The sequence below is a fragment of the Streptomyces sp. NPDC001617 genome, from assembly GCF_053596855.1.
The window spans coordinates 19,497-40,485 of record NZ_JBSFHA010000097.1 but is presented as its reverse complement, the minus strand read 5'-3'; the positions used below and the strand labels follow the sequence as shown (position 1 = coordinate 40,485).

13 protein-coding genes, 1 pseudogene and 1 riboswitch are annotated in these 20,989 nt (G+C 69.7%); of the genes and pseudogenes, 5 read left to right on the top strand and 9 right to left on the bottom strand.

What is annotated here, in order from left to right:
• Positions 1–218, bottom strand: a pseudogene (locus ACWC09_RS44185) (DUF389 domain-containing protein); the annotation flags it as partial.
• A gap of 240 nt (positions 219–458) precedes the next feature.
• Between ACWC09_RS44185 and ACWC09_RS44180 the strand changes: the two are divergent.
• From ACWC09_RS44180 to ACWC09_RS44165, 4 genes are all read left to right on the top strand, one after another.
• Complete coding sequence (locus ACWC09_RS44180) at positions 459–2,285, top strand: glycoside hydrolase family 15 protein (protein WP_450856937.1); 1,827 nt, start codon at positions 459–461, stop codon at positions 2,283–2,285.
• A 3-nt stretch (positions 2,286–2,288) separates the two neighbouring features.
• Positions 2,289–3,233, top strand: coding sequence for a cyclase family protein (locus ACWC09_RS44175; protein WP_450856935.1), 945 nt, complete (start codon positions 2,289–2,291; stop codon positions 3,231–3,233).
• On the top strand, positions 3,230–3,745 hold the full coding sequence (locus ACWC09_RS44170; protein WP_450856934.1) for a gluconokinase: 516 nt from the start codon (positions 3,230–3,232) through the stop codon (positions 3,743–3,745). Before ACWC09_RS44175 ends, ACWC09_RS44170 begins: the two co-directional genes overlap by 4 nt.
• Positions 3,746–3,918: 173 nt before the next feature.
• Entirely contained in the window at positions 3,919–5,499 is a 1,581-nt protein-coding gene (locus ACWC09_RS44165) for a GMC oxidoreductase (protein WP_450856933.1), read from the top strand.
• 37 nt (positions 5,500–5,536) lie between these two features.
• On the opposite strand, the gene ACWC09_RS44160 is transcribed toward ACWC09_RS44165, so the two are convergent.
• The 5 genes from ACWC09_RS44160 to ACWC09_RS44140 all read right to left on the bottom strand — a co-directional run bounded on the left by ACWC09_RS44160 (position 5,537) and on the right by ACWC09_RS44140 (position 11,758).
• The gene (locus ACWC09_RS44160; RefSeq protein WP_450856932.1) at positions 5,537–6,577 is read right to left on the bottom strand and encodes a cytochrome d ubiquinol oxidase subunit II; all 1,041 of its coding nucleotides are present in this window, start codon (positions 6,575–6,577) and stop codon (positions 5,537–5,539) included.
• Positions 6,577–8,064 (bottom strand): cytochrome ubiquinol oxidase subunit I, encoded by a 1,488-nt coding sequence (locus ACWC09_RS44155; RefSeq protein ID WP_450856931.1) that lies wholly within the window; start codon positions 8,062–8,064, stop codon positions 6,577–6,579. The genes ACWC09_RS44160 and ACWC09_RS44155 overlap by 1 nt, the downstream gene beginning before the upstream one ends.
• Positions 8,065–8,154: 90 nt before the next feature.
• Entirely contained in the window at positions 8,155–9,492 is a 1,338-nt protein-coding gene (locus ACWC09_RS44150; RefSeq protein ID WP_450856930.1) for an NAD(P)/FAD-dependent oxidoreductase, read from the bottom strand.
• A gap of 6 nt (positions 9,493–9,498) precedes the next feature.
• Positions 9,499–10,338, bottom strand: coding sequence for an SDR family oxidoreductase (locus ACWC09_RS44145; protein WP_450856929.1), 840 nt, complete (start codon positions 10,336–10,338; stop codon positions 9,499–9,501).
• 331 nt (positions 10,339–10,669) lie between these two features.
• On the bottom strand, positions 10,670–11,758 hold the full coding sequence (locus ACWC09_RS44140) for a HoxN/HupN/NixA family nickel/cobalt transporter (RefSeq protein WP_450856928.1): 1,089 nt from the start codon (positions 11,756–11,758) through the stop codon (positions 10,670–10,672).
• A 28-nt stretch (positions 11,759–11,786) separates the two neighbouring features.
• Positions 11,787–11,969: riboswitch (cobalamin riboswitch) on the bottom strand.
• Between the two features lie 78 nt (positions 11,970–12,047).
• On the opposite strand from ACWC09_RS44140, the gene ACWC09_RS44135 reads away from it, so the two are divergent.
• The gene (locus ACWC09_RS44135) at positions 12,048–12,407 is read left to right on the top strand and encodes an ArsR/SmtB family transcription factor (protein ID WP_450856926.1); all 360 of its coding nucleotides are present in this window, start codon (positions 12,048–12,050) and stop codon (positions 12,405–12,407) included.
• Between the two features lie 81 nt (positions 12,408–12,488).
• Here the strand turns inward: ACWC09_RS44135 and ACWC09_RS44130 are convergent, their stop codons facing one another.
• The 3 genes from ACWC09_RS44130 to ACWC09_RS44120 form a co-directional block, all read right to left on the bottom strand.
• Positions 12,489–13,145 (bottom strand): TOPRIM nucleotidyl transferase/hydrolase domain-containing protein, encoded by a 657-nt coding sequence (locus ACWC09_RS44130; protein WP_450856925.1) that lies wholly within the window; start codon positions 13,143–13,145, stop codon positions 12,489–12,491.
• A gap of 82 nt (positions 13,146–13,227) precedes the next feature.
• Complete coding sequence (locus ACWC09_RS44125) at positions 13,228–13,536, bottom strand: hypothetical protein (protein WP_450856923.1); 309 nt, start codon at positions 13,534–13,536, stop codon at positions 13,228–13,230.
• 6 nt (positions 13,537–13,542) lie between these two features.
• Positions 13,543–20,658: a polymorphic toxin-type HINT domain-containing protein gene (locus ACWC09_RS44120; RefSeq protein WP_450856922.1), complete on the bottom strand. Its 7,116-nt coding sequence runs from the start codon at positions 20,656–20,658 to the stop codon at positions 13,543–13,545.
• Positions 20,659–20,989: the final 331 nt, after the last annotated feature.

Sequence of the window (20,989 nt, the reverse complement as noted above, 5' to 3'; positions counted from 1 at the left end):
ATGGATCCGCGGCGGTCGAGTTCCAGCTCGCGCAGACCGCGCAGCACGGCGTTGGCCGCACCCGCCAGGATGTCGCACTCGATCGCGTCGCCGTCGGGGTTGTGCGCCAGTTCGGCAAGGACGACCAGGTTGAAGACATAGCGGTCGTCGGTCAGCAGCCCGACCGCCCGCGGGGTGAGATCGGTGGGGCTCACCAGCCGGATGTGGATCATCTCCATGCACCACCTCCTTCGCTCGCCGACGGCGCCACCGCGGCGCCACGTTGCCCGAGCGCCGGAGCTCTCCCGCTGGTGACCGGCCGACTCCAGCAAGTAACGCCCGGTGGGCGGGGGTCGGCAAGCCGGGGTGCCTGCTCGCGCCCCGGCGCCCCCGGTCACTTCGGTCGCTTCCGACGCGCAAGGACCACCCGAGTGGCCCATAGTGGACTCAAGGGATCTTTCCGACATTTCGGAGCAACCATGGATCGCTACCCTCCCATCGCCGAACACGGCCTGGTGGGCGACCTGCAGACCGCCGCGCTCGTGTCGTCGCAGGGTGTCGTGGACTGGTTCGCCGCTCCGCGGTTCGACTCGCCGAGCATTTTCGCCGCCCTCCTCGACCATGACGGCGGCGGGTACCTGCGGCTGGCCCCCGAGCACCCGGACCAGAGCTGCAAGCAGCTCTACTATCCCGACACGGCCATTCTGGTGACCCGGTTCATGTCACCGGACGGGGTGGGCGAGGTGGTCGACTTCATGCCTCCGGACCGAACCGGCGCCGCCACCGACCGGCACACCCTGATACGCGTCGTGCGTGCCGTGCGGGGGACCGTCGACTTCACACTCGAGTGCCGGCCGCGCTTCGACTACGGCCGGGCCGAGCACCAGCTGGAGCTCGGCGAGGGCGAGAAGCGCTGCCTGTTCCGGTCGCCTGGGATGGACGCGCACCTGCAGACCTCCTTCCCGCTCGAGCGGGACGGCCAGGACGTACGCGGCCGGGTGACACTGAGCGCCGGCGAGTACGGTGGCGCCGTGTTCACCGTCTGCGCGTCCGGCGGCGAGGCACCCGCGCCCCTCACCGTCGACGGGCTCACCGCACAGGTCGAGGACACCGGCCTCTTCTGGCAGGACTGGCTGCACCAGTCCCGCTACCGGGGCCGCTGGCCCGAGCTGGTGCACCGTTCGGTCATCACCCTCAAGCTCCTCACCTACGCCCCCACCGGCGCCCTCGTCGCGGCGGCCACCATGGGCCTGCCCGAGCAGGTCGGCGGCGAGCGCAACTGGGACTACCGGTTCACCTGGGTACGCGACGGCGCGCTGTCCGTGCGGGCCATGCTGGACCTGGGTTTCGTCGAGGAGGCCACCGCCTTCGTCCACTGGCTCGTCGCCAGACTGCACGAGCGCGAGGGCAAGGAGGAGGAGCCGCTCCAGACGATGTACCGGATCGACGGCAACCCCGACCTGCCGGAGGAGACACTCGCCCACTTCGAGGGCTACCGGGGCTCCTACCCCGTCCGCATCGGCAACGGCGCCGCCGACCAGCTCCAGCTGGACATCTATGGCGAGGCCCTCTACGCGCTGTCCCAGGGCCGCGAGATCGGGCCGCAGGCCACCTACCGGGCATGGAAGACGATGGCCAGGACGCTGGACTGGCTCGCCGACCACTGGGACCGGCCGGACGAGGGCATCTGGGAGACCCGCGGCGGCCGCCAGGACTTCACCTACAGCCGGGTGATGTCCTGGGTCGCCTTCGACCAGGGGCTCAGCCTGGCCGAGCACTACCGCAGGCCCGCCGACCTGGACAAGTGGCGCAGCGCCAGGGACACCATCCTCGAACAGGTCATGGAACGCGGCTGGAGCGAGCGGGAGGGCGCCTTCGTCCAGCACTACGGCGGCGACGTCCTGGACGCGTCCCTCCTGCTCATGCCGAGGGTCTCGTTCATCGCCCCGAAGGACCCGGCCTGGCTCTCCACCCTCGCCGCCATGGACCGCAAGCTCGTCTCCGACAGCCTCGTCTACCGCTACGACCCAGCGGCATCACCCGACGGGCTGCGCGGCTCGGAGGGCACCTTCAGTCTGTGCACCTTCCTCTACGTCGACGCGCTGGCCCGGGCGGGACGACTGCCCCAGGCCCGCTACACCTTCGAGAAGATGCAGACCTACGCCAACCACGTCGGCCTCTTCGCCGAGGAGGTCGGCCCGACCGGGGAGCAACTGGGCAACTTCCCGCAGGCGTTCACCCATCTGTCGCTCATCATGGCGGCCACCACCCTCGACCGGGCGCTCGACGCGGAGCAAGGGCGCTGACCCATGGCCACCCGTGCCCGTCCGGCAGAACCGCCACGGCTGACCGAGGACGAGTTCGGTGTGCTCCGCCGGCACCTGCTCTCCCGCGCCGCCTGGGCCTCCGGCGAGCGGGGCGCCCTGGAAGCGCTCACTCCCGCCCGGGTGGTGGCCGCCACCCGCGAGGTGCGGACGGGCCGGACGGTGACGCTCGCCGCGCCGGTGGAGACGCTGCGCGGCCCGGACAATCCGGAGCCCGCGAAGCACCGGATGATCGGCCGGCCGGACGAAGACACGTCCAGCGGGCTCCACTTCGCGAGGGACAGCTTCGCGATGAACGTGCACGGCGACGCCGACAGCCACATCGATGCCCTCTGCCATGTGATCTACGACGGCACCCTGCACGGCGGCGTCGCCGCGAGCAGCGTCACGGCGGACGGGGCCACGGCGCTCTCCGTCGAGGCGGCTCGCGACGGGATCGTGGGTCGCGGTGTGCTGTTGGACATTCCGCGGCTGCGCGGCGTGCCCTGGCTCGAACCGGGCGATCACGTGACCGCCGGCGACCTCGCCGCGGCCGAGACCGCCCAGCACCTCCGCGTGGAAGAGGGCGACCTCCTCTTCGTGCGCGTCGGCCACCGCCGACGCCGTGCCGAACTCGGGCCGTGGCACGCGGCGCGTGAGCGCGCCGGACTCCACCCGTCGGCACTGGAGTTCCTCGCCGACCGGCGGGTCGCCGTGCTCGGCGGCGACGGCAACAACGACACGGCCCCGAGTTCCACCGAGGGCGTCGACTTTCCCGTGCATGTGCTGGCGGTCCACGCCATGGGCCTGCACCTGCTGGACTACCTGCAGTTCGAGGACCTGGCACCGGTCTGCGAGGCGGAGGGACGCTGGTCCTTCCTCTGCGTGATCGCCCCGCTGAGGCTGCCGGACGCCACCGGCTCGCCGGTCAATCCGATTGCCGTCCTGTGACCCCGGCGCCCTCGGTCGTGGTGGTCATGGGTGTCTCGGGATCGGGCAAGTCCACCGTGGGACTGCTGCTCGCGCAGCGGCTCATGGTGCCGTTCCTGGAGGCGGACGACCTCCACCCGGCCGCGAACCGCGCCAAGATGGCCGCGGGTCGCCCGCTCGACGACGAGGATCGCCGCCCGTGGCTGCGGTCGGTCGCCGCATGGATCCGCGAGGCGCGCGACGCCGGACAGGGCGGGGTGGTGGCGTGCTCGGCCCTCAAGCACGGGTACCGGGACGAGTTGCGCAGGGCAGGCACAGGCGTGTGGTTCCTGTATCTGGCGCTGGACCGCGCGATCGCCGACCAACGGGTCGCAGGCCGTGCGGGCCATTTCATGCCCGCCCGGCTGGTCGCCTCCCAGTACGCCGCCCTGGAACCGCTGCGGCCGGACGAGCCCGGCCTGACCGTCGACGCGCGGGCCGCCCCGCAGACCCTCGTCGACCAGGCGGTGCGCGCCGTCCGGGCCGTGAAGTGACCGGGCGCCTGATCGACTCCGCCGGGTCGCCGCCCGCCGACCCACCCGATAGTTTGGGAATTGGCGCTGAATGTCCCGAATACGTGAATGTCCGTGCGAAACAGCACAGCCGGAGCCCCCCGGACGGGCGCTTCGGCCCGGACAGCCGACGACTCCTAGGACGGGACCCTCTCATGGCCGACGATCAGCACTACGACGTCATCGTCATCGGTACGGGAGCGGGCGGCGGCACGCTCGCCCACCGGCTGGCCCCCTCCGGCAAGCGGATCCTGATGCTGGAACGCGGCGGCTACCTGCCGCGGGAGCGGGACAACTGGGACTCCGACGCCGTCTTCGTCAAGGGCAAGTACCGTGCCCCCGAGTTCTGGTACGACAGGCACGGCAAGCAGTTCCCGCCGGAGGTCAACTACTACGTCGGCGGCAACACCAAGTTCTACGGCGCCGCGCTCTTCCGGCTCCGGCCCGAGGACTTCGGCGAACTGCGCCACCACGACGGCATCTCTCCGGCCTGGCCGATCAGCTACGAGGACCTGGAGCCGTACTACACCCAGGCCGAGCACCTCTACCTGGTGCACGGCCGGCACGGCGAGGACCCCACCGGAGGGCCGACCAGCGCGCAGTACGCCTACCCGCCGGTCGAGCACGAGGCACGCATCCAGCAGCTCAGCGACGATCTGGGGAAGGCCGGCCTGCACCCCTTCCACCTGCCGATCGGCGTGAACCTCACTCAGGACGAGCACGGCCGGGCCACCCACGACAGCGTCTGCATCCGCTGCGACCGCGTCGACGGCTTCCCCTGCCTGATGGGCGCCAAGTCCGACGCGCAGGTGATCTGCGTCGACCCGGCACTGAAGTACGACAACGTCACGATGGTGACCAGCGCCGACGTGCGGCGCCTGGAGACCGACCCGACCGGACGCACCGTCACCAGGGTCGTCGCCGAACTCGGGAACGGGGCGACCGAGGAATTCAGCGCCGACATCGTGGTGGTCGCCGCCGGCGCGGTCAACTCCGCGGTCCTGCTGCTGCGTTCGGCGGGCGACAAGCACCCCGCCGGCCTGGCCAACAGCTCGGGCGTGGTGGGTCGCCACTACATGCGGCACAACAACCTCGCGCTGATGGCGGTGTCGAAGGAACCGAACCCCACCAGTTTCCAGAAGACCCTCGCGCTGAACGACTGGTACCTGGGCGCGGACGACTGGGAGTTTCCGCTCGGTGGCATCCAGATGCTCGGCAAGTCGGACGCCGACCAGATCCACGGCGAGGCGCCACGCTGGGCCGGTGCCGTCCTGCCCGACATGCCCTTCGAGGTACTCGCGCACCACGCCGTCGACTTCTGGCTGTGCGGAGAGGACCTTCCGCTGCCCGAGAGCCGGGTCACCCTCGACAAGGACGACGCCATCCACCTGGCCCTCGACGAGAAGAACAACATCGCCGGGCTCAAGCGCCTCCAGCACAAGCTGCGGGGGATGCTCGGGCACCTGGGCATGCACGAGCACCATCTGCTGGATCACAGCATCTACCTGCACAAGGGCATGCCGATCGGCGCCACCGCACACCAGGCGGGCACCGTGCGGTTCGGCGACGACCCACGGAGTTCGGCCCTGGACGTCAACTGCAAGGCCCACGACCTCGACAACCTCTACGTCGTGGACACCAGTTTCTTCCCCAGCATCGGCGCGGTGAACCCGTCCCTGACCGCCATCGCCAACGCCCTGCGGGTCGGCGACCACATCGCCGCCCGGCTGAGGTGACGGGGACGCCGTCGCCGCGTGAACCGACTGAGCGTCGCTAAAGGTTGTCGCCGGACGTTCTGGCGGCCCGGGTGTCGGCGTCGGTGAGCTCCTCCAGTTCACCCATCGTGTCGAGCCGGTAGAGCAGTACCAGCGCCGGACCGACCAGCACGATCGCGATGCCCGTGACGATCACCAGCCAGCGCAGGGTGTGGGTGGCCCCGGCCGCCTCGGTCACCGTCAGCGAGGTGGGCAGCAGGTAGGGCCGCTGCGCGAAGCCCCAGGCGCCGACGACCAGGGCCACGCTCGCCACCGAGGTGTAGCGGGACCAGCCGTGGGATCGGCGCAGCAGAAGCCCCACCGTGGCCAGACCGCAGACCGCGGCCAGAATGATCAGCAGCAGGCCCATGCCCCCGGTGAGGCCGTCCCAGACGTAGCGGGCGTCATGGTGCGTGACGGGCAGGGCGATGAGCGCGAGGACCACAATGACGCCGAAGGCACACAGCGCCCGCAGGCGGAAGTAGTCGACGAGATCGGGCGCGCCGAACCGCAGGGCGTCGGAGCAGAGGAAGACCGCTCCGAGGAAGGCGGTGGCGGCGATGGCCAGCAGACCCGTGAGGACGGACGTTCCGTTGGCCCAGGCGTCCGCGGAGGCGGTCGTGCCGACCTCGACCCGGCCGGAGGCGATGCCGCCGAGCACCGCCCCGAGGAAGAACGGCGTCACCAGCGACGAGACGGCGAACGCGGCACCGTAGATCCGTTGTTGGGCCAGGCGGCGGGTCGGCTTGCGCAGGGCGAACCCGGCGCCGCGCAGGACCAGGCCGACGGCGGCGAGGGCGAGCGGCAGCCACATCGCGGAGAAGACGGCCTGGAACATCGTCGGGAAGCCGGTCCACATGATGACCAGAACGAAGATCAACCAGACGTTGTTGGCCTCCCAGACCGGGGCCATGGCGTGGTCGATGAGCCACCGGGGCCGCTTGCCGCGCTCCGCGCCGCCGGCCAGCAGGTCCCAGAAGCCGGCGCCGTAGTCGGTGCCTCCGGCACAGGCGTAGGCGGCGATCGCGATCACCAGCACCCATGCGATGAATTCGGCCATTACGACGCACCGCCGGGAGTGTGGCCGGATCCGCCACCAGGCGCGGTGCCGACGGTTGTGGGCTCGGGCTCGCTTCGGGGCCCGTAGGGGGTGTCGGTCTCCGGCGGCAGTTCGGCGCGCGCGGCGGCCGAGCCCTCGTCGGCGATGCGCCAGCGGGTGCGCATCTTCAGGACGACCGCGAGGAACGAGCCGAAGACGGCCACGTACACGACCATGACGATGCCGAGCATCGCCCACAGTGATCCGGCGCGGGTGCTGGTCACCGCCTCCGAGACCCGCATGTGCTGGTAGACGATCCAGGGCTGACGGCCGACCTCCGTGGTGATCCAGCCGCACTCCACGGTGACCAGGCAGGCGACTCCCGCGAGCGCGGCACAGCGGTAGAACCAGCGGTTACCGGGGTTGTCCCGATGCCGCCACCAGGACCACGCGTACCAGAGCGCGAGCAGGATCAGCACACTGCCGATGGTGACCATGATGTCGAAGGCCCAGTGGGCGATGGTGGCCTGGACGGCGGTGGGGCGGTCGGCGGCCGGCACCGAGGTCAGCCCGGTCACCTGGGTGCTGGGTTTGAAACCGGCGAGGATCGAGTCCAGCTGGGGGATCTTGATTCCGCCGGAGATCGTGCCGTCGCTGTTCAGCCGTCCGAACAGGTACTCGGGTACGTGGGTGTCGGTCTTCCAGACGAGCTCCGTGGCGGCGAACTTGACCGGCTGCTTGTGGAAGACGGCGCGAGCCGCGGAGTCGCCGAGCATGAACTGGATCGGGGTGAGGATCGCGGCGACGGTGAACGGCACGGTGAAGCCGAGCCGGTGGTAGCGGTCGCGGCGCCCGCGCAGCCGGCCGACCGCGTACACACCGGCGACCACGTAGCCGGCGGTCATGAGCATCGCGACCACGAAATGCCAGTACTCCGGGCCGAAGATCGGTGTGAAGACCGCCTGCCGCACGTCGACGTCGATCGGCTTGCCCTGGGCGTCCAGGCGGAACCCCTGCGGGGTGTTCATCCAGGAGTTGGCCGCGATGATGCCGAACGCCCCCATCAGGGCGGCCGGCGGCAGCGGCACGGCCAGCCAGAAGTGGGTCCAGGGCTTGAGCCGGCGCCAGCCGTAGAGGTAGATCGCGATCAGGACGGCCTCCAGGAAGAACGCCCACGCCTCGACGCCGAACCCGAGGCCGAAGACGTCTCCCCAGCGACCCATCATGCCGGGCCACAGCAAGCCGAACTCGAAGGACAGCACGGTGCCGGTGATGATGCCGATGGCGAACTGGACGGCCATCACCGCCGACCAGCGCCGAGCGAGTGTGAGGGCGACCGGATCGTTGCGGCGGAGCGCCCGGTGGTGCATGAGCAACGTGATCAACGGCAGTGCGACGCCGAACGGGACCAGCAGGATGTGCGAGGCCAGGGTGAAGGCCATCAACTCCCGTGCCGGCAGGAGTTGGTCCGGGGTGCTGTTCGCCAGAAAGCCGACGGTGCTGAGCATGAGCGCCTCGATGGTCTGCCCTGTGGGGGTGGCAGGGCTGAGGAGGGACAGGATGCGAAGGGGCTCCCGTGGAGGATCGACCGGAGCCCGTCAGGGAGGCGGAGGTGCCTCCGGGCCGCCCGCCCGGGCCGCCGACACGTCGGTGTCGGGCATGGTGAAGGCGCGTTCACGGCGCGAGCCGGTGGCGAAGGCGACGGACCAGCTGAGGACCGCTCCCAGCCTGCTGCGGAAGCCGGTGAGGAAGGCGATGTGGATGAAGAGCCAGGCCAGCCAGCCGGTGAAGCCCGACAGATGCAGCGGGCCGGCCTTGACGACGGCCCGGCCACGGGCGATGTAGGCGGCGCTGCCGAGATCCACGTACGTGAAGGGTTTCGGCTTCTTCGTCCTGCCTTCGACCTGGTGTCGCAGACTCCGGCCCGCGTACGCACCCGACTGTATGGCGACCTCGGCCAGGCCCGGCAGCTTGTTCAGGCTCATCACGTCGCCCGTGACGCGGATCTCCGGATGGCCGGGGACGGTGAGGTCGGGTTCGACGAGGATGCGTCCGGCCCGGTCCTGCTTGGCGCCGGTCGCCCGGGCCAGCGCGGCCGCGATGGGCGGCGCCTCGACTCCCGCCGTCCACAGGACGGTGCGTGCCTCGAACCGGGTCGACTTGCCGTCATGGTCCTGCACGGTCAGGCCGTGAGCATCGATGTCGGTGACCATCGTGCCGAGGTGGAGCTCCACACCGAGACCCCGCAGGGTTCGGGCCGCACGGTGGGCCAGTCGAGGACCGAACGCACCCAGCACCGCGTCGGACCCCTCGAAAAGCAGCACCCTGGCCTTGGCGGAATCAAACTTCTGGAACTCCCGCTCAAGCGTGTGGCCGGCGATCTCCCGGATCTGCCCCGCGAGTTCGACACCGGTCGGCCCGGCGCCGACGAGCGCGAAGGTGAGCCATTGCTGCCGTTCCCGGTCGTCTGCGGCCGTTTCGGCCATCTCGAACGCCCGGTAGATCCGTCGGCGGATGTCGAGCGCGTCGTTCAGGGTCTTCATGCCGGGGGCGTGCGCGGCGAACTCGTCGTGCCCGAAGTAGGACTGACGCATACCCACGGCGACGATCAGATCGTCATACGGCAACACGACGGCCCCGCCCTCGGGTCGCCGGGCGTGAACCAGCCGGGCGCCGGCGTCCACGTCGGTGGCCTCGGCGAGCACGCAGCGCACGTTGTGGTGGCGCCGCAGGACCCCGCGCAGCGGCTGTGCGATCTGCCCCTCGGACAGGATCCCGGAGGCGCACTGGTACAGCAGCGGCTGGAAGAGGTGGTGGGCTCGGCGGTCGACCACGGTTACCGCCACCGGTGACCTCCGCAGTGCGCGGGCGGCGAACAGCCCCGCGAACCCTCCGCCGAGGATCACCACCCGGCGGGGCGTGACGTGATCCTGCACCGGAGATCAGCCTCCGGTGGCGAAGCCGGGAAAGAGCGTCATTCCGCCGTCGACGTAGAGGGTGGCGCCGACGACGTAGTCGAGCAGGTCGGAAGCCATGGCGACGACGGCGTTGGCGATGTCGTCCGGGTCGCCCACGCGGCGGTACGGGATCAGGCGCAGCAGCTCGGCCTCGGCCTCGGGAGTGGACCAGGCGTCGCGGTTGATCGGCGTTCGGATGGCGCCGGGTGCGACCGCGTTGACCCTGATGCGATGCGGGGCCAGCTCCTGGGCGAGGGTCTGCATCAGCATGCCCACACCGCCCTTGGAGGAGGCGTAGTTCACATGCCCCGACCACGGGACGATCTGGTGGACCGAGCTCATGCAGATGATCTTTCCCGCCGACCGGGAGACCTCCTCCACCACGCCGCGCCGCATGAACTCCTTGGCGGCCTCCCGCGCGCACAGGAACTGGCCGGTCAGGTTGACGTCGATGACCTTCTGCCACTGGGCGAGCGTCATCTCCGTCAGCGCCGCGTCCCGCTGGAGGCCCGCGTTGGCCACCATGATGTCGATGGTGCCGAACTCTTCGACCATCCGCGCGACCATGGCCGCCACCTGGTCCTCGTCGGACACGTCGGCCTCGTGGGCGTAGGCGCGCACCCCGAAGCCCTCGATCTCCTTCACGACGTTGTCCGCCTCGTGCTCACCGACGACGTAGTTCACCACCACGTCCGCTCCGGCCCGGCCCAGGGCGACGGCGGTGGCCAGGCCGATGCCCGAGTTGGCACCGGTCACCAGCGCCTTCTGGCCCCTGAGAAGCTGCGCGGACACCGCCCTGCGGCTCTCGCTGACGATTCCTGCCATCACTGTCTCTCCTTCTGCGTTACGGACGGACGCCCTCGGCAACCGGACGACGCGCAGGAGAATGGCTGGACGTCGGCCGACCTGTCAGGACCGACACGGGAGCCGTCGCACACCCGGCCCCCCGACGAAAGCACCCCGCGTCGCGGGTGGGCCTCACCGGCGCGCAAAGCAGTCGCACTTCGGCCGGGCACGTCACACGGTCGGGCTACGCTCACGCAGGGCGTACGGCGAGCGCAGATCTCCCGGCGCCCCGGCTCCAGGTTCTTCTTCCGGGCAACGGGAGCGCGGTCATGAGGGCCGTCGTCAACCGGCAGGCCGCGTCCGCACGGTGTCAGCCGCCCTCGGCCAGGCGGGTCGCCCATCGCTGTTCGACCTTGGCCAGGCGCCAGTACGTCAGCGCTGCCGCCCACACGACCACGAAGAGGCCGACGATGATGTAGCCGACGTTGTCCAGGTCGAGGCCGGCGATCCAGCCGGTGACCGCGTCGGTCAGGTCGAGTTTGTCGTGCAGGACGCCGACGAGTTCGATCGTGCCGATGAAGAAGGCGACGGCGATGGACAGGCCGGTGATGGTGAGGTTGTAGAAGACCTTGCGGACCGGGTTGGAGAAGGCCCACTGGTAGGCGAAGTTCATGAAGGTGCCGTCGAGCGTGTCGAACAGGCTCATGCCGGCGGCGAAGAGGAGCGGCAGGCAGAGGATCGCGTACCAGGGCAGACCGGCTGCCGCGCCGGAGCCCGCCATCACCATCAGCGTGACCTCGGTCGCCGTGTCGAAGCCGAGGCCGAAGAGGAAGCCCAGCGGGAACATCTGGCCGGGGCGGGTGATGGACTTGGTCAGGCGGCCGAGGATGCGGTTCATGAAGCCCCGGGAGTCCAGGTGCTGTTCGAGCTCCTTCTCGTCGTACGTGCCTGCCCGCATCGCCCGGAACACCTTCAGGATGCCCAGGAGAGCCACCAGGTTGAGGGCGGCGATGACGTAGAGGAACGAGCCGGAGATCGTGGTCCCCAGCACCCCGAGGACCTGGTGGGTGCTGGAGCCCTCGTTCATGATCCGGCCCGCCAGCTGGGTGCCGCCCGCGATGAGCGCGGCGAGGACGACGACCACGCTGGAGTGGCCGAGCGCGAACCAGAACCCCACCGACACCGGCCGTTTGCCGTCCGCCATCAGCTTGCGGGTGGTGTTGTCGATCGCGGCGATGTGGTCCGCGTCGAAGGCGTGCCGCATGCCGAGCGTGTACGCGGTGATGCCGAGGCCGATGCCGAACGCCTTGGAGCCGACCTCGTAGTGCCCCGGGACGACCAGAAGGAAGAGGATCCCGAAGGCGACGACGTGCAGGGCGGCGATCACCGCCATCAGCCCGACGGTCTTGACGGTGTCCTCGCGCCGCCAGCGGAAGGAGGCAGGGACAGGCTCGGTCATGCGGTCACGCTCCAGCACCTCGTGGATCAACTCGTGAAGTGCCGCGGCCGGTCTCCTGGCTGACGGGTCGTACGCGTCCGTCCCGGCCTTCCCATCCGCCCCCGGCGAACAGTGGCCGTACCCGACTGGGACGGAGACTCCCCGATCACAGTGGCGAGGGCCGCGTCGGCTTCGCACCGACTTCCCGAGCACCACGGCCTGCTCACCGTAGAGGTGTCCTGCCGCCACTGCATAGCTGCGCAGCCACGCAGGTATGCAAGATCACATCCGGGGCTGAGAGGATGGCCCCATGCACCGCGTCCCCGCCGAGCGCGCCGACCGCCGCACCATCGACGGACACCGGGTCTGCGACGCCATCGCCGCCATCGGCGAACCCGCCCATGTCCGCGCCTGGGCCGAGCGCTTCGCCCTGCTCTCCGACCCCGGCCGCCTCGCCCTTCTGCTCGCCCTGCATCAGGCGGGCCCCCTCGCCGTCTCCGACCTCGCGGTCGCGACCGGGATGAACGACCCGGCCGTGTCCCAGGCGCTGCGCCTGCTGCGTGCCGCCGGGATCGTGGTGGGCGAGAAGGCAGGGCGTGTGGTGCGCTACCGGGTGATCGACCCGGTCGCCGCCGACCTGCTGAAGCACTGCATGGCGGACAGCGACTGAGCGGGGCGACGGGCGGCAGGTCCTGTACGGCCCTTCGTGGTTCTCGGCGTTCGGTACGCGACCCGGAGACCCGGCCGCCGTTCAGACGTGTGCGAGGAGACGCTCCAGTGGTCGGGGAACACGCTGGAGGTCCAGGCGTGCGACCAGTGCCTGCGCGTAGAGCGCCTTGCGGCCGCTGTGCGTGCCCATGAAGCGCCGGAGTTGGTGCTCCACGGGGCGTTCCCGCTGGGCGGGCTGGCTCTGGAAGGTGCGGAAGGGGCGCGTCTCGCCCTGGGCCTCGATCACCTGCCGCACTTCCTCGGCGCCGAGCGCGCGGATCAGCTCGTCCTCCAGGTCGGCGACGCACACGTGGAACCCGAGCGCCTCCAGTCCCGCGTGGGTGAGGCCCGATCCGAGCCCGACCCGCTCCAGATGACGCCGGAAGTGCCGCTCCTCGCCGATGTCGCAGAGACCGGCCAGCGGGAGGCCGAGTCCCGGAGGACCGCACACGTCCAGGAAGCGCCCGATGTTCGTCGCGCCGCCGAGCGGCACCACCGCGGCTCCCTCCGTGCCGAGGTCGCGGCCGTGGCGCGCGGCCAGCACTTCGAGCGCGACCTGATCGCTGCTCCCCTCGACGAGGACGATGGTCCGCAACCGGCCGTCGGCCAGTGTCCGCGCCTCCACGGCGGCCGCGCCCGCTGCCGCTCCGCCGGCCGCCCACACCGCCAACACCCGGCGAAATCGCCCCAATTCATCCACGAGACCTCGCTTCCCCACGCCATCCTGGCATTGCCGAGATCCCGTACGCACGCAGGTTTTCCGGGGCGTGTTCAGCCCTCGCCTAGAGCGGAAAGTCGTTCTTCCAGGGTGCGTCGAGGGAGTCCGGGTCGACTCCCAGCTCCCTCACCACGTCGTCGACTTCCTCCAGCGTGGCCACGGTGGCCACCTGGACACGCTCGATGTCCTCCTCGGCGAAGCAGACGTCGTCGTCGACCAGCCGCTTGGGGACTTCCACGGTCGAGATCCTGAAGGTCCTGTCCTTCAGCGGAAACACCCACACCCAGGCGTAGGCGTCCTCGGAATCGGACTTGCTGCGCGCCGAGACCAAGGACCTCACCATGGTCAGGCGGTTGGCGACTTCCGTGCGCACGCGGCCCTACCCTCCCCAGAAGATGCGGATGATGGATCCACCGTATTGCGAATCCTCGAACGTGTGGATCTGGAGATGCGGCAGGTCTCCATCCCTGTTGTCCTCGCCGTGGCCGAGAACGCGACCGTCCGCGCCGAGCTGGTCGTCCCAGTGATACGTGCCGCTCTTCGAGCCGAAGTACTGTCGCGTTCCCTTGCCGTCGAAGCCCGCCGCGTTTCTGTATCCCTCGCCCTGGAACTTCCCCAGGAAGAGTTCCTCCGCCTCCGAACGCGATCCCACCGTGATACTCGTGCGCCCCTGATCGATGGCGCGCGCGGCCTGTGCGACCCGGCTGCTCGACCACGGAATCCCGCAGGCGTTGTGCACCAGAACCGGTGTCCCGCCGGCCAGCACATAGTACGTGTGGAGCTGATCGACCGTGAGGTTGTACATGTCCGCGGCACCGGGGCGGGCGGTGACCGCGTCGATGCGGACGTGCGCGCCGGTGGCGGTGTTGAGGTCGTGACCGGGCGTGAGCTTGCCGGCGGGGATCCAGGTGTGGCGGGTGTCGTCCCAGAACGGGTGGCGTGAGGTCGTGTGGAGGGTCGCCTCCCGACCGTCGGCGCCGCGGATCGTGACGTCGACGAGGTCGTCGTCGTGGTGGACCAGACGCGCTGTGACCTTGCGTGGACCGCGATGCTCGCCGGTGACCTGGTCCGCGCTCTCCACGCGGTCACCCGGTTTGATCCGACCGAGGGTCTTCGTCTTCCCGCCCGCCATCAGGACCGGTGTCTGCGGATCGAAGCTGCAGAAGGGCACACCCTCCGCCATGCTCTCCTCCGCCAGACCTCCTGCGGCGAACATTCCCATGGCGAGGTCACCAAGGGACTGGCACAGGCTCACGGCCTCGCAGGGGTTGCTCGGGACCTTCTTGATGTCGGACCAGTTGTTGTAGAACTTCTGGAATCCCTGGCAGGAACTGGTCCACAGCAGATCCTCGCCGGAGCAGCGCTCACGGAAATAGAGCTCGACGTTCCGCAGCGGGGAGAGGTCCGGCCGGTATGTCCCGTAGTTCACCATCATTCTGACGGTGGGCACCGGATGCGCCGAGTTCCAGGACTTCAGGAGCTTCATCGGCGGGAGCGTGCCTTCGTCGCCCGGTGCGTCGTAGCTCGTCCCGTCGTAGTCCTTGGACGCGGGGTCGTTGTGCGACTTGTACGTGCCGTACGTGCCGTTACTGCCGGAGCAGAAGTGCGGGTAGCACGACTCGAGGCCGGTCGGGTCGGCGGAGCCGATGGGGTTGTCGGCGCTGTAGGTGTAGCCGCCCAGTTCCTGGGGGTTGGCGGCCTCGAACACCGGGTCGACGCTGATGAAGCTGCCGAGTGAGGGGTCGTACTTGCGGGCTCCGACGTCGGTGTATCCGGTGTTCTTGTCCTGTGGTTTGCCGAGGTAGGAGTGGGTGGGGTCGGGCCAGGCGGTGGTGTTGGCGGCGGCTCTGGGCTGGCCGTAGGGGGTGTACTGCTGGCGGGCGACCTGTTGGGTGGTGGCGTCCATGGCGAGGGTCGCCGTGCCGTGTGCGTCGCTGAAGAGGTACTTCAGCCCACCGCCGGGGAGGCTGGAGCGTACGGCCATGGGCATCCCGCTGCCGCCGTGACTGTAGGTGCGGACCGCGCCGAGCAGCACATTGGGGGTCACGCTCGTGTTGACGACGATCTCGGTGTCGCCGGCGAAGAGCGTGGTCTGGCCGGGGTCGCGGCGGAGGAGCTGGTTGCCGTCGGCGTCGTAGAGGTACTTGGTGGTCGTCGGGCTGGAGCCGCTGGTGTCCACCTGGGCCAGATGGCCCTCGTCATCCCAGGTCAGGGTCTGGCCGGGGCCGGACGCCGGGGTGCGGGTGTGCAGGTTGCCGTCTTCGTCGTAGGTGAAGCCGGTCGGGTTCGCGCCGCCGGTGGTGGCGGTGAGGGTGTGGGGCTGGGCGCCGGTGCGGTTGCAGTTGGCGGTGCAGCCGTCCGCGTAGGTGGTGGTGACGGTGGAACCGGAGCTGCCGATGGCGTGTTCGACGCTCTGGTGGCGGTTGCCGATGGCGTCGTAGCCGAAGGACTGCCAGTAGGAACCGGCTCCCGTCGTAAGGCTGTTGGCTGTCGGCGGGGTGGCGGTGCAGTTGTCGTTGGCGGTCCACGCGTCGGTGAGCCGGTCCAGCGCATCGTAGCCGTAGCACTGCTGGTCGGTGACGGTGTTGCCGGTCTCCGACTGCTGGTCGGTGGTGGAGGTCGGGTTGCCGAAGGCGTCGTAGGTGTACGTGGTGTCGTCGACGGTCGGTCCCGGCGCCTGGGTCCGGGAGATCACGCGGTCGGTCAGGCGACGCGTCTGGTCGTCATAACTGAAAGTGGCCGCGGCTGAGTTGGTGGAGGCGCCGAGCGTGACCTGGGACGGTTCACCGTAGTTCGTGTACACGGTCCCGGCGACGTAGGTGTTGATGCTGCTGCTGGTCTTGACCGGGCTGCCCAGCGTGTCATGGGCGTAAGTGATGGTCTCGCTGTTCAGCCCCTGGGTGCGCGGGTCGACCTGCGTGGCCGGCAGCTGGTCCCGGACGGTGTACGTGTAGCTCGTGGTGTACGTCGACGGGAGGGGTGCCTCCGAGTCGGGCAGGGTGATCTTGGTGCCGGTCGGCTTGCCGAGGGTGGTGTAGCCGGTGGTGGCGACGGTGTAGCCGCCGGTCACGCCCTGGACGTAGCGCGTGGACGAGGTCGGCAGGCCGATGCGCAGGGTGTCGTAGGTCCACGAGGCGAACTCGAAGTCGGACTTCGCGTGGTCGGTGGCGGTGAGCTTGCGGCCCAACAGGTCGTAGGTGTAGTCGAGTTCGACCTGCTTGGCGTCGGTGGTGGAGATCAGGTTCCCGGCGTCGTCGTAGCCGTAGCTGCTGGCGCCCGCGTCCGGATCGGTCTGGGACTTCTTGCGGCCGAGCAGGTCGTAGTCGAACTTCCACACCGTCTTGTCGGGGCCGGTGACCCGGGTCTGTTGTCCGGCGGCGTTGTAGCCGTAGGTGGTGGCCGAGGTGGTGCCGCCGGTCGTGGTGAAGCCCGCCGCCGCGGAGCCGGTCAGGGTGGGCGGCGCGGTGTACTGGTCGAGTTCGCCGGTCTGGCCGCGGGCGTTGACCACCGTGGTGGTGGCCACTCCGCCCTTGGGAGGCACGACGGTGGTCTTGTCGCCGGTGTAGGCGGTGGTCGTGGTCCAGGTCCGGTGACCGTCGTGCTCCTCGGTCACCAGGTCGGCGCGGCCCTGCCCGTCGTAGTCGGTGACGGTGGTGTCGGGAAGGGAGACCTGGGAGACCGAGACCAGCGTGGTGCCGGGGTTGCCGCCCACGTTGTAGCTGTTGTTGGTGGAGACCTTCCAGCCGTGCGAGTCGTACTGCGTGTCCGAAACGGTGGTGCTGGAGTTCTCCGCCGTGTCCTGTGTCTGCAGCGGGCGCAGCATCGCGTCGTAGAGCGTCTCGCTGGTCTTGTAACTCCCGTCGTCCAGAAGTGTCTTGGACGCGACCACGGAGGGCGCCGACGGGGACAGGGTGTAGCTGTAGGTCATGTTCGCCGGCGCGCTGTTGGCCTTGATCTCGTTGGGCAGCCACACCCCGGTCGTACGGCCGAGCGCGTCGTACGTCGCTGAGGTGAGCAGGCCGGCCGCGTCGGTCGAGGCGACGGTCAGGGCCCGTGCCGGGTCCAGGGTGCTGCCGGCGAGTTGGCAGTCCTTGGAGGAGACGGTGACCGTGGAGCAGTCCACGCCGGGTGTGACCTGGGTGATGGCCGTGCTGCCCGTGGGCAGCTCACCGCTCGCGGGGGTGTAGGAGGTGAAGACGGTCTGGGCGAGGCTCTTTCCGTCGGGGGACGTGGACTTGGGGGTCCGGGTGACCTTGGTGGGGCGGCCGTAGGAGTCGTACCTGGTGGCGGCCGCGTCGACGAAGGCGGTCGCGGTGGCGCCGCTCGCGGCGGACGCCTGCTGGACGAGGGTGGCGTCACCGGCCTTGGGCAGGGCGGGACTCTGCTGCCCGTCGCCGTCGTAGGCGAAGGCGTTGGTGTCGTAGGAGGTGCGGGAGTCGGAGATCAGGGTGCCGCTCGGGGTGGCGCCGGCGCTCGAGCAGTCCTGGGCCGTGGTGATGGTCTCGGCGGGGAGCACCAGGGTGGCCGGGGTGCCGGTGAGGTAGCGGGTGTAGGTGCACTTGGCGACGTTGTCGCTGTCGGCGGTCTCACCCCGGTCGTCGACCTGGACGGGCATGCCGGTCGTCGACTTGCCCAGCGTGGTGTTGTAGAAGGTGTCGCTTTCGGTCTTGCGCCAGCCGTACGACACCGCCTGCCGGGTCAGCGTCTTGGCGGGCCGCACCATGAGTGCCGTCAGGTCCGGCACACCGCTGCGGCTGCGGGTGGCGGTGGGGCCGATGACCGTGGGCACGTTGACGACGGCCTTGTCCAGGCTGCCCGTGGCGCTCGTGTAGGTGTCGGTCTCGAACGTCTGGCCCGCGAAGACGTCGTCGTCGGCGACCGAGGTGGCTCCGTCCTGGCTGGTCAACGCCGGCACCGAGCGGGTCTTGCCGCCGGGCAGGGTGTCGCCGTTCATGCCCAGGAAGTAGTAGGTCTTCGTGAGCGTCTTCTGGTCATGGACCTTGGCGCCGTCGGTGAGGTGGAAGACGTCGGGGTCGCCGGTGGTGACGTCCACCTCCGGGTAGCCGCGGAACTGCCCCCAGGTCCGGTTCTTGGCCTTGACCAGCTCGTTGTCGTCGTAGCGCCAGCCCGGGTTGCCCTTGTAGGCGTAGTCCGTCTCCAGCGTCGGCTCGGTGCCGTCCTGGTAGTTGTTGTTCGGGTCGATGGTGACGACCGAGCCGACCTTGTACTTGTAGAACCAGTCCATCCAGGGCGCGGGCTGCCCGTCCGGGGTCCAGTAGACCGGGAAGCAGGACAGGGTGTTGGTGGAGGCGAAGGTCTTGGCGGCCGCGTCGTTGGGGTCGTCCGGGTCGCTCGCTGGTGCGCTGGAGCAGTCGGGGCGGTCGTAGGTGACGGTCGTCTGCGCGCCGGTCTCGGTGGTGACCGTCTGGATGCGGTCGTGGTACATCAGCGGCATCTGCGGGATCGTGCCGACCCGGTTGGGCAGTTGCAGCGGTGGGTCGAAGCTCACCGCCGGCGTCGAGGTGCTGCCCGAGGCACCGCCCAGGGTGTCCAGTCCGGTGTGCTGGACGGAGTCCAGCCAGAGGGTGGGGGCGTGGTCGCCGCCGTCGGGGAAGGACTGGGTGAAGCTGTACCTGTCGACCTGTTTGGTCGCACCGCCCGTCTGGATCTGGGTGGTGATGGAGGTCAGGCGCTTGCGCGACCAGAAGCTGGGGCCGTGGTTGGTGCAGTTCGTCGAGCCCGAGGTGCAGTTCAGGTCCACCGGCACGTCCGGCCAGTACGCGGCGTTGGCGGTGGTGAACTGGCTGTCCGCGCAGGTGTTCCCGGACGGGGTGCCGGGGATGCAGCGCTCGGCGGTCTCGAAGAGGACCTGCTCCGGGGCGGTGCCGGAGTAGACCGTCGAGGACGTCATGCCGTAGTCGATCCGGGACAGGGTGCCGCCACGGACGTAGGAGACCGCGGTGTCCTTCGCGTCCGCGCCGTAGTAGCCCGTCTCCGGCGAGTAGTACCAGGCGGTGGCGTTGCCGTGAGTGTCGACGACGTAGTCGAGGTTGAACCGGTAGCCGAGGGTGCAGGAGGTGGCGGCGAAGTCGGTGCTGTCGGGGCAGTCGGACACACCGCTGTGGGCGTGGTAGACGGGCTCGGTCCACACGGACTTCGTCTCGTCCTTGCCGCTGCTCCAGCCCGGCAGCCGGTTGCGGCCGAAGAAGTACTGCACACCGCCTTCGGTGACCTTGAAGTACTCCCCGTTCTTCGTGCCGTTGGTGGCGTCGGTCAGATCCTCGATCTTCGTGGTGGCATCGTCGGCGGCGGGGCGGAAGGTCTTGGTGGCGTCGTCGTAGACGATGTCGGTGGACTTGCCGTTCAGTGACAGGGTCAGGATCTGGCCCGCCCAGCACTGGTCGCCGTCGTTCTTCGGCGCCCCCGACGACGAGTCGTCCTTGCAGGACTTGTAGGTGCGCTCGATGTAGTTCTCGGTCGAGGCCCAGCCGTCGCCCAGCCACGAGGACTGGTTGTTGGTGCCCTCGGTGCGCGCGTCCTGGGTGGAGGAGCTGTAGGAGAGGTCGACGTTGGGGACGGCGCCGCCGATCGCCGGCGGCACCGAGATGGGGTAGCTGTAGGTGAACGCGCCCGTGTTCCCGGAGGTCGACCAGGAGCCGCCCGGCGACAGGGTGGTCGCCGAGTAGTCACCCGACGAGCCCGACGAGCCCGCGGTCGCCGCCATGACCAGCGTCGCGCCGGACGACGCGGTCGCCGACGGGGAGAAGCCGGCGGCACCCGGCGGCACGGCTCCCGGACTGTCCACGGCGACCTGCGCGGACAGTGGCGTGCCGGGGGCGGTGCGTACGGCGGTCTGGGTCTGGCACCTGGCCAGCTCCGGCGTGGTCAGCGCGCAGGCGGGCAGCCGGACCAGGTGCAGGCGGGCGGCGAAGTCGCCGCCGAAGGCGTAGCGGAACGACGAGTCATCCACCTTGACAGCGATCCGGCCGCTGCCGGGGCTGGTGCGCCGCAGGGCGAAGAGCACGCCGTGGACCCCGGCGGCGCGCGCCGTCTTCTGGTCCAGCACCGTGACCCGCACCCGCTGCGAGCCGACGACGGCGGCCGAAACCGGCCGTGCGCCCGCGGCGGCGCCGAGCAGGACGGGTGTGGCTCCCGCCCGCACCTGGGGCGCCCTGACCCCCACGGGGGCGACGGCGTCGGGGAGCGTCACCACGGCTCGGGCGGCTGCGGGCAGCTTCGCGTGTCCCGTGGGATCGAAGTGCTTGAACCGCTTGGGGGCGGAGTGCCGCTTCGGCTTCACGCGGGTGAAGGGGATCCGCTTGTCGTGCGGAGGGGCGGGGAACGACACGTGCCGCTGTTCCGAAGCGACCGCGGTGGCGGCCGTCGCGGGCAGCAGCCCCGCCACCAGGACGCCGACCGTCACCACCGCCGTACGGCGAACGGTCCGGGCACCCCAGGCCGCCCAGCCGCGTCTCCACCCCGTGTTCCGCCCCATGATGTGCGTCCCCTCCCCCGTCCCAAATCGCCCAAGTCTCTTTTGGAATAGGCGATTTGAGTGCACGTCAAAACGGAGGCACACCTCGGTCGGTCCCCCCGCGGGAGATCACGCTAGGGCCTGCCAATGACTCGGCAGGCAAAGCAAGTTCCGAGGAAATGCAAAGGAAATGCACAGTCGAGTACACATGTTGACCACAATGCGTCAAAAGCGGACCACTCAGCGCCACACGGTGCCCGGTTCGTGATGGACCCGGCTCACACCAGCCCCACAGAATGCACAGCGGCGCGGGGCCCACGGGGGGAACCGCCTGAAAAGCGAAGGACCCCAA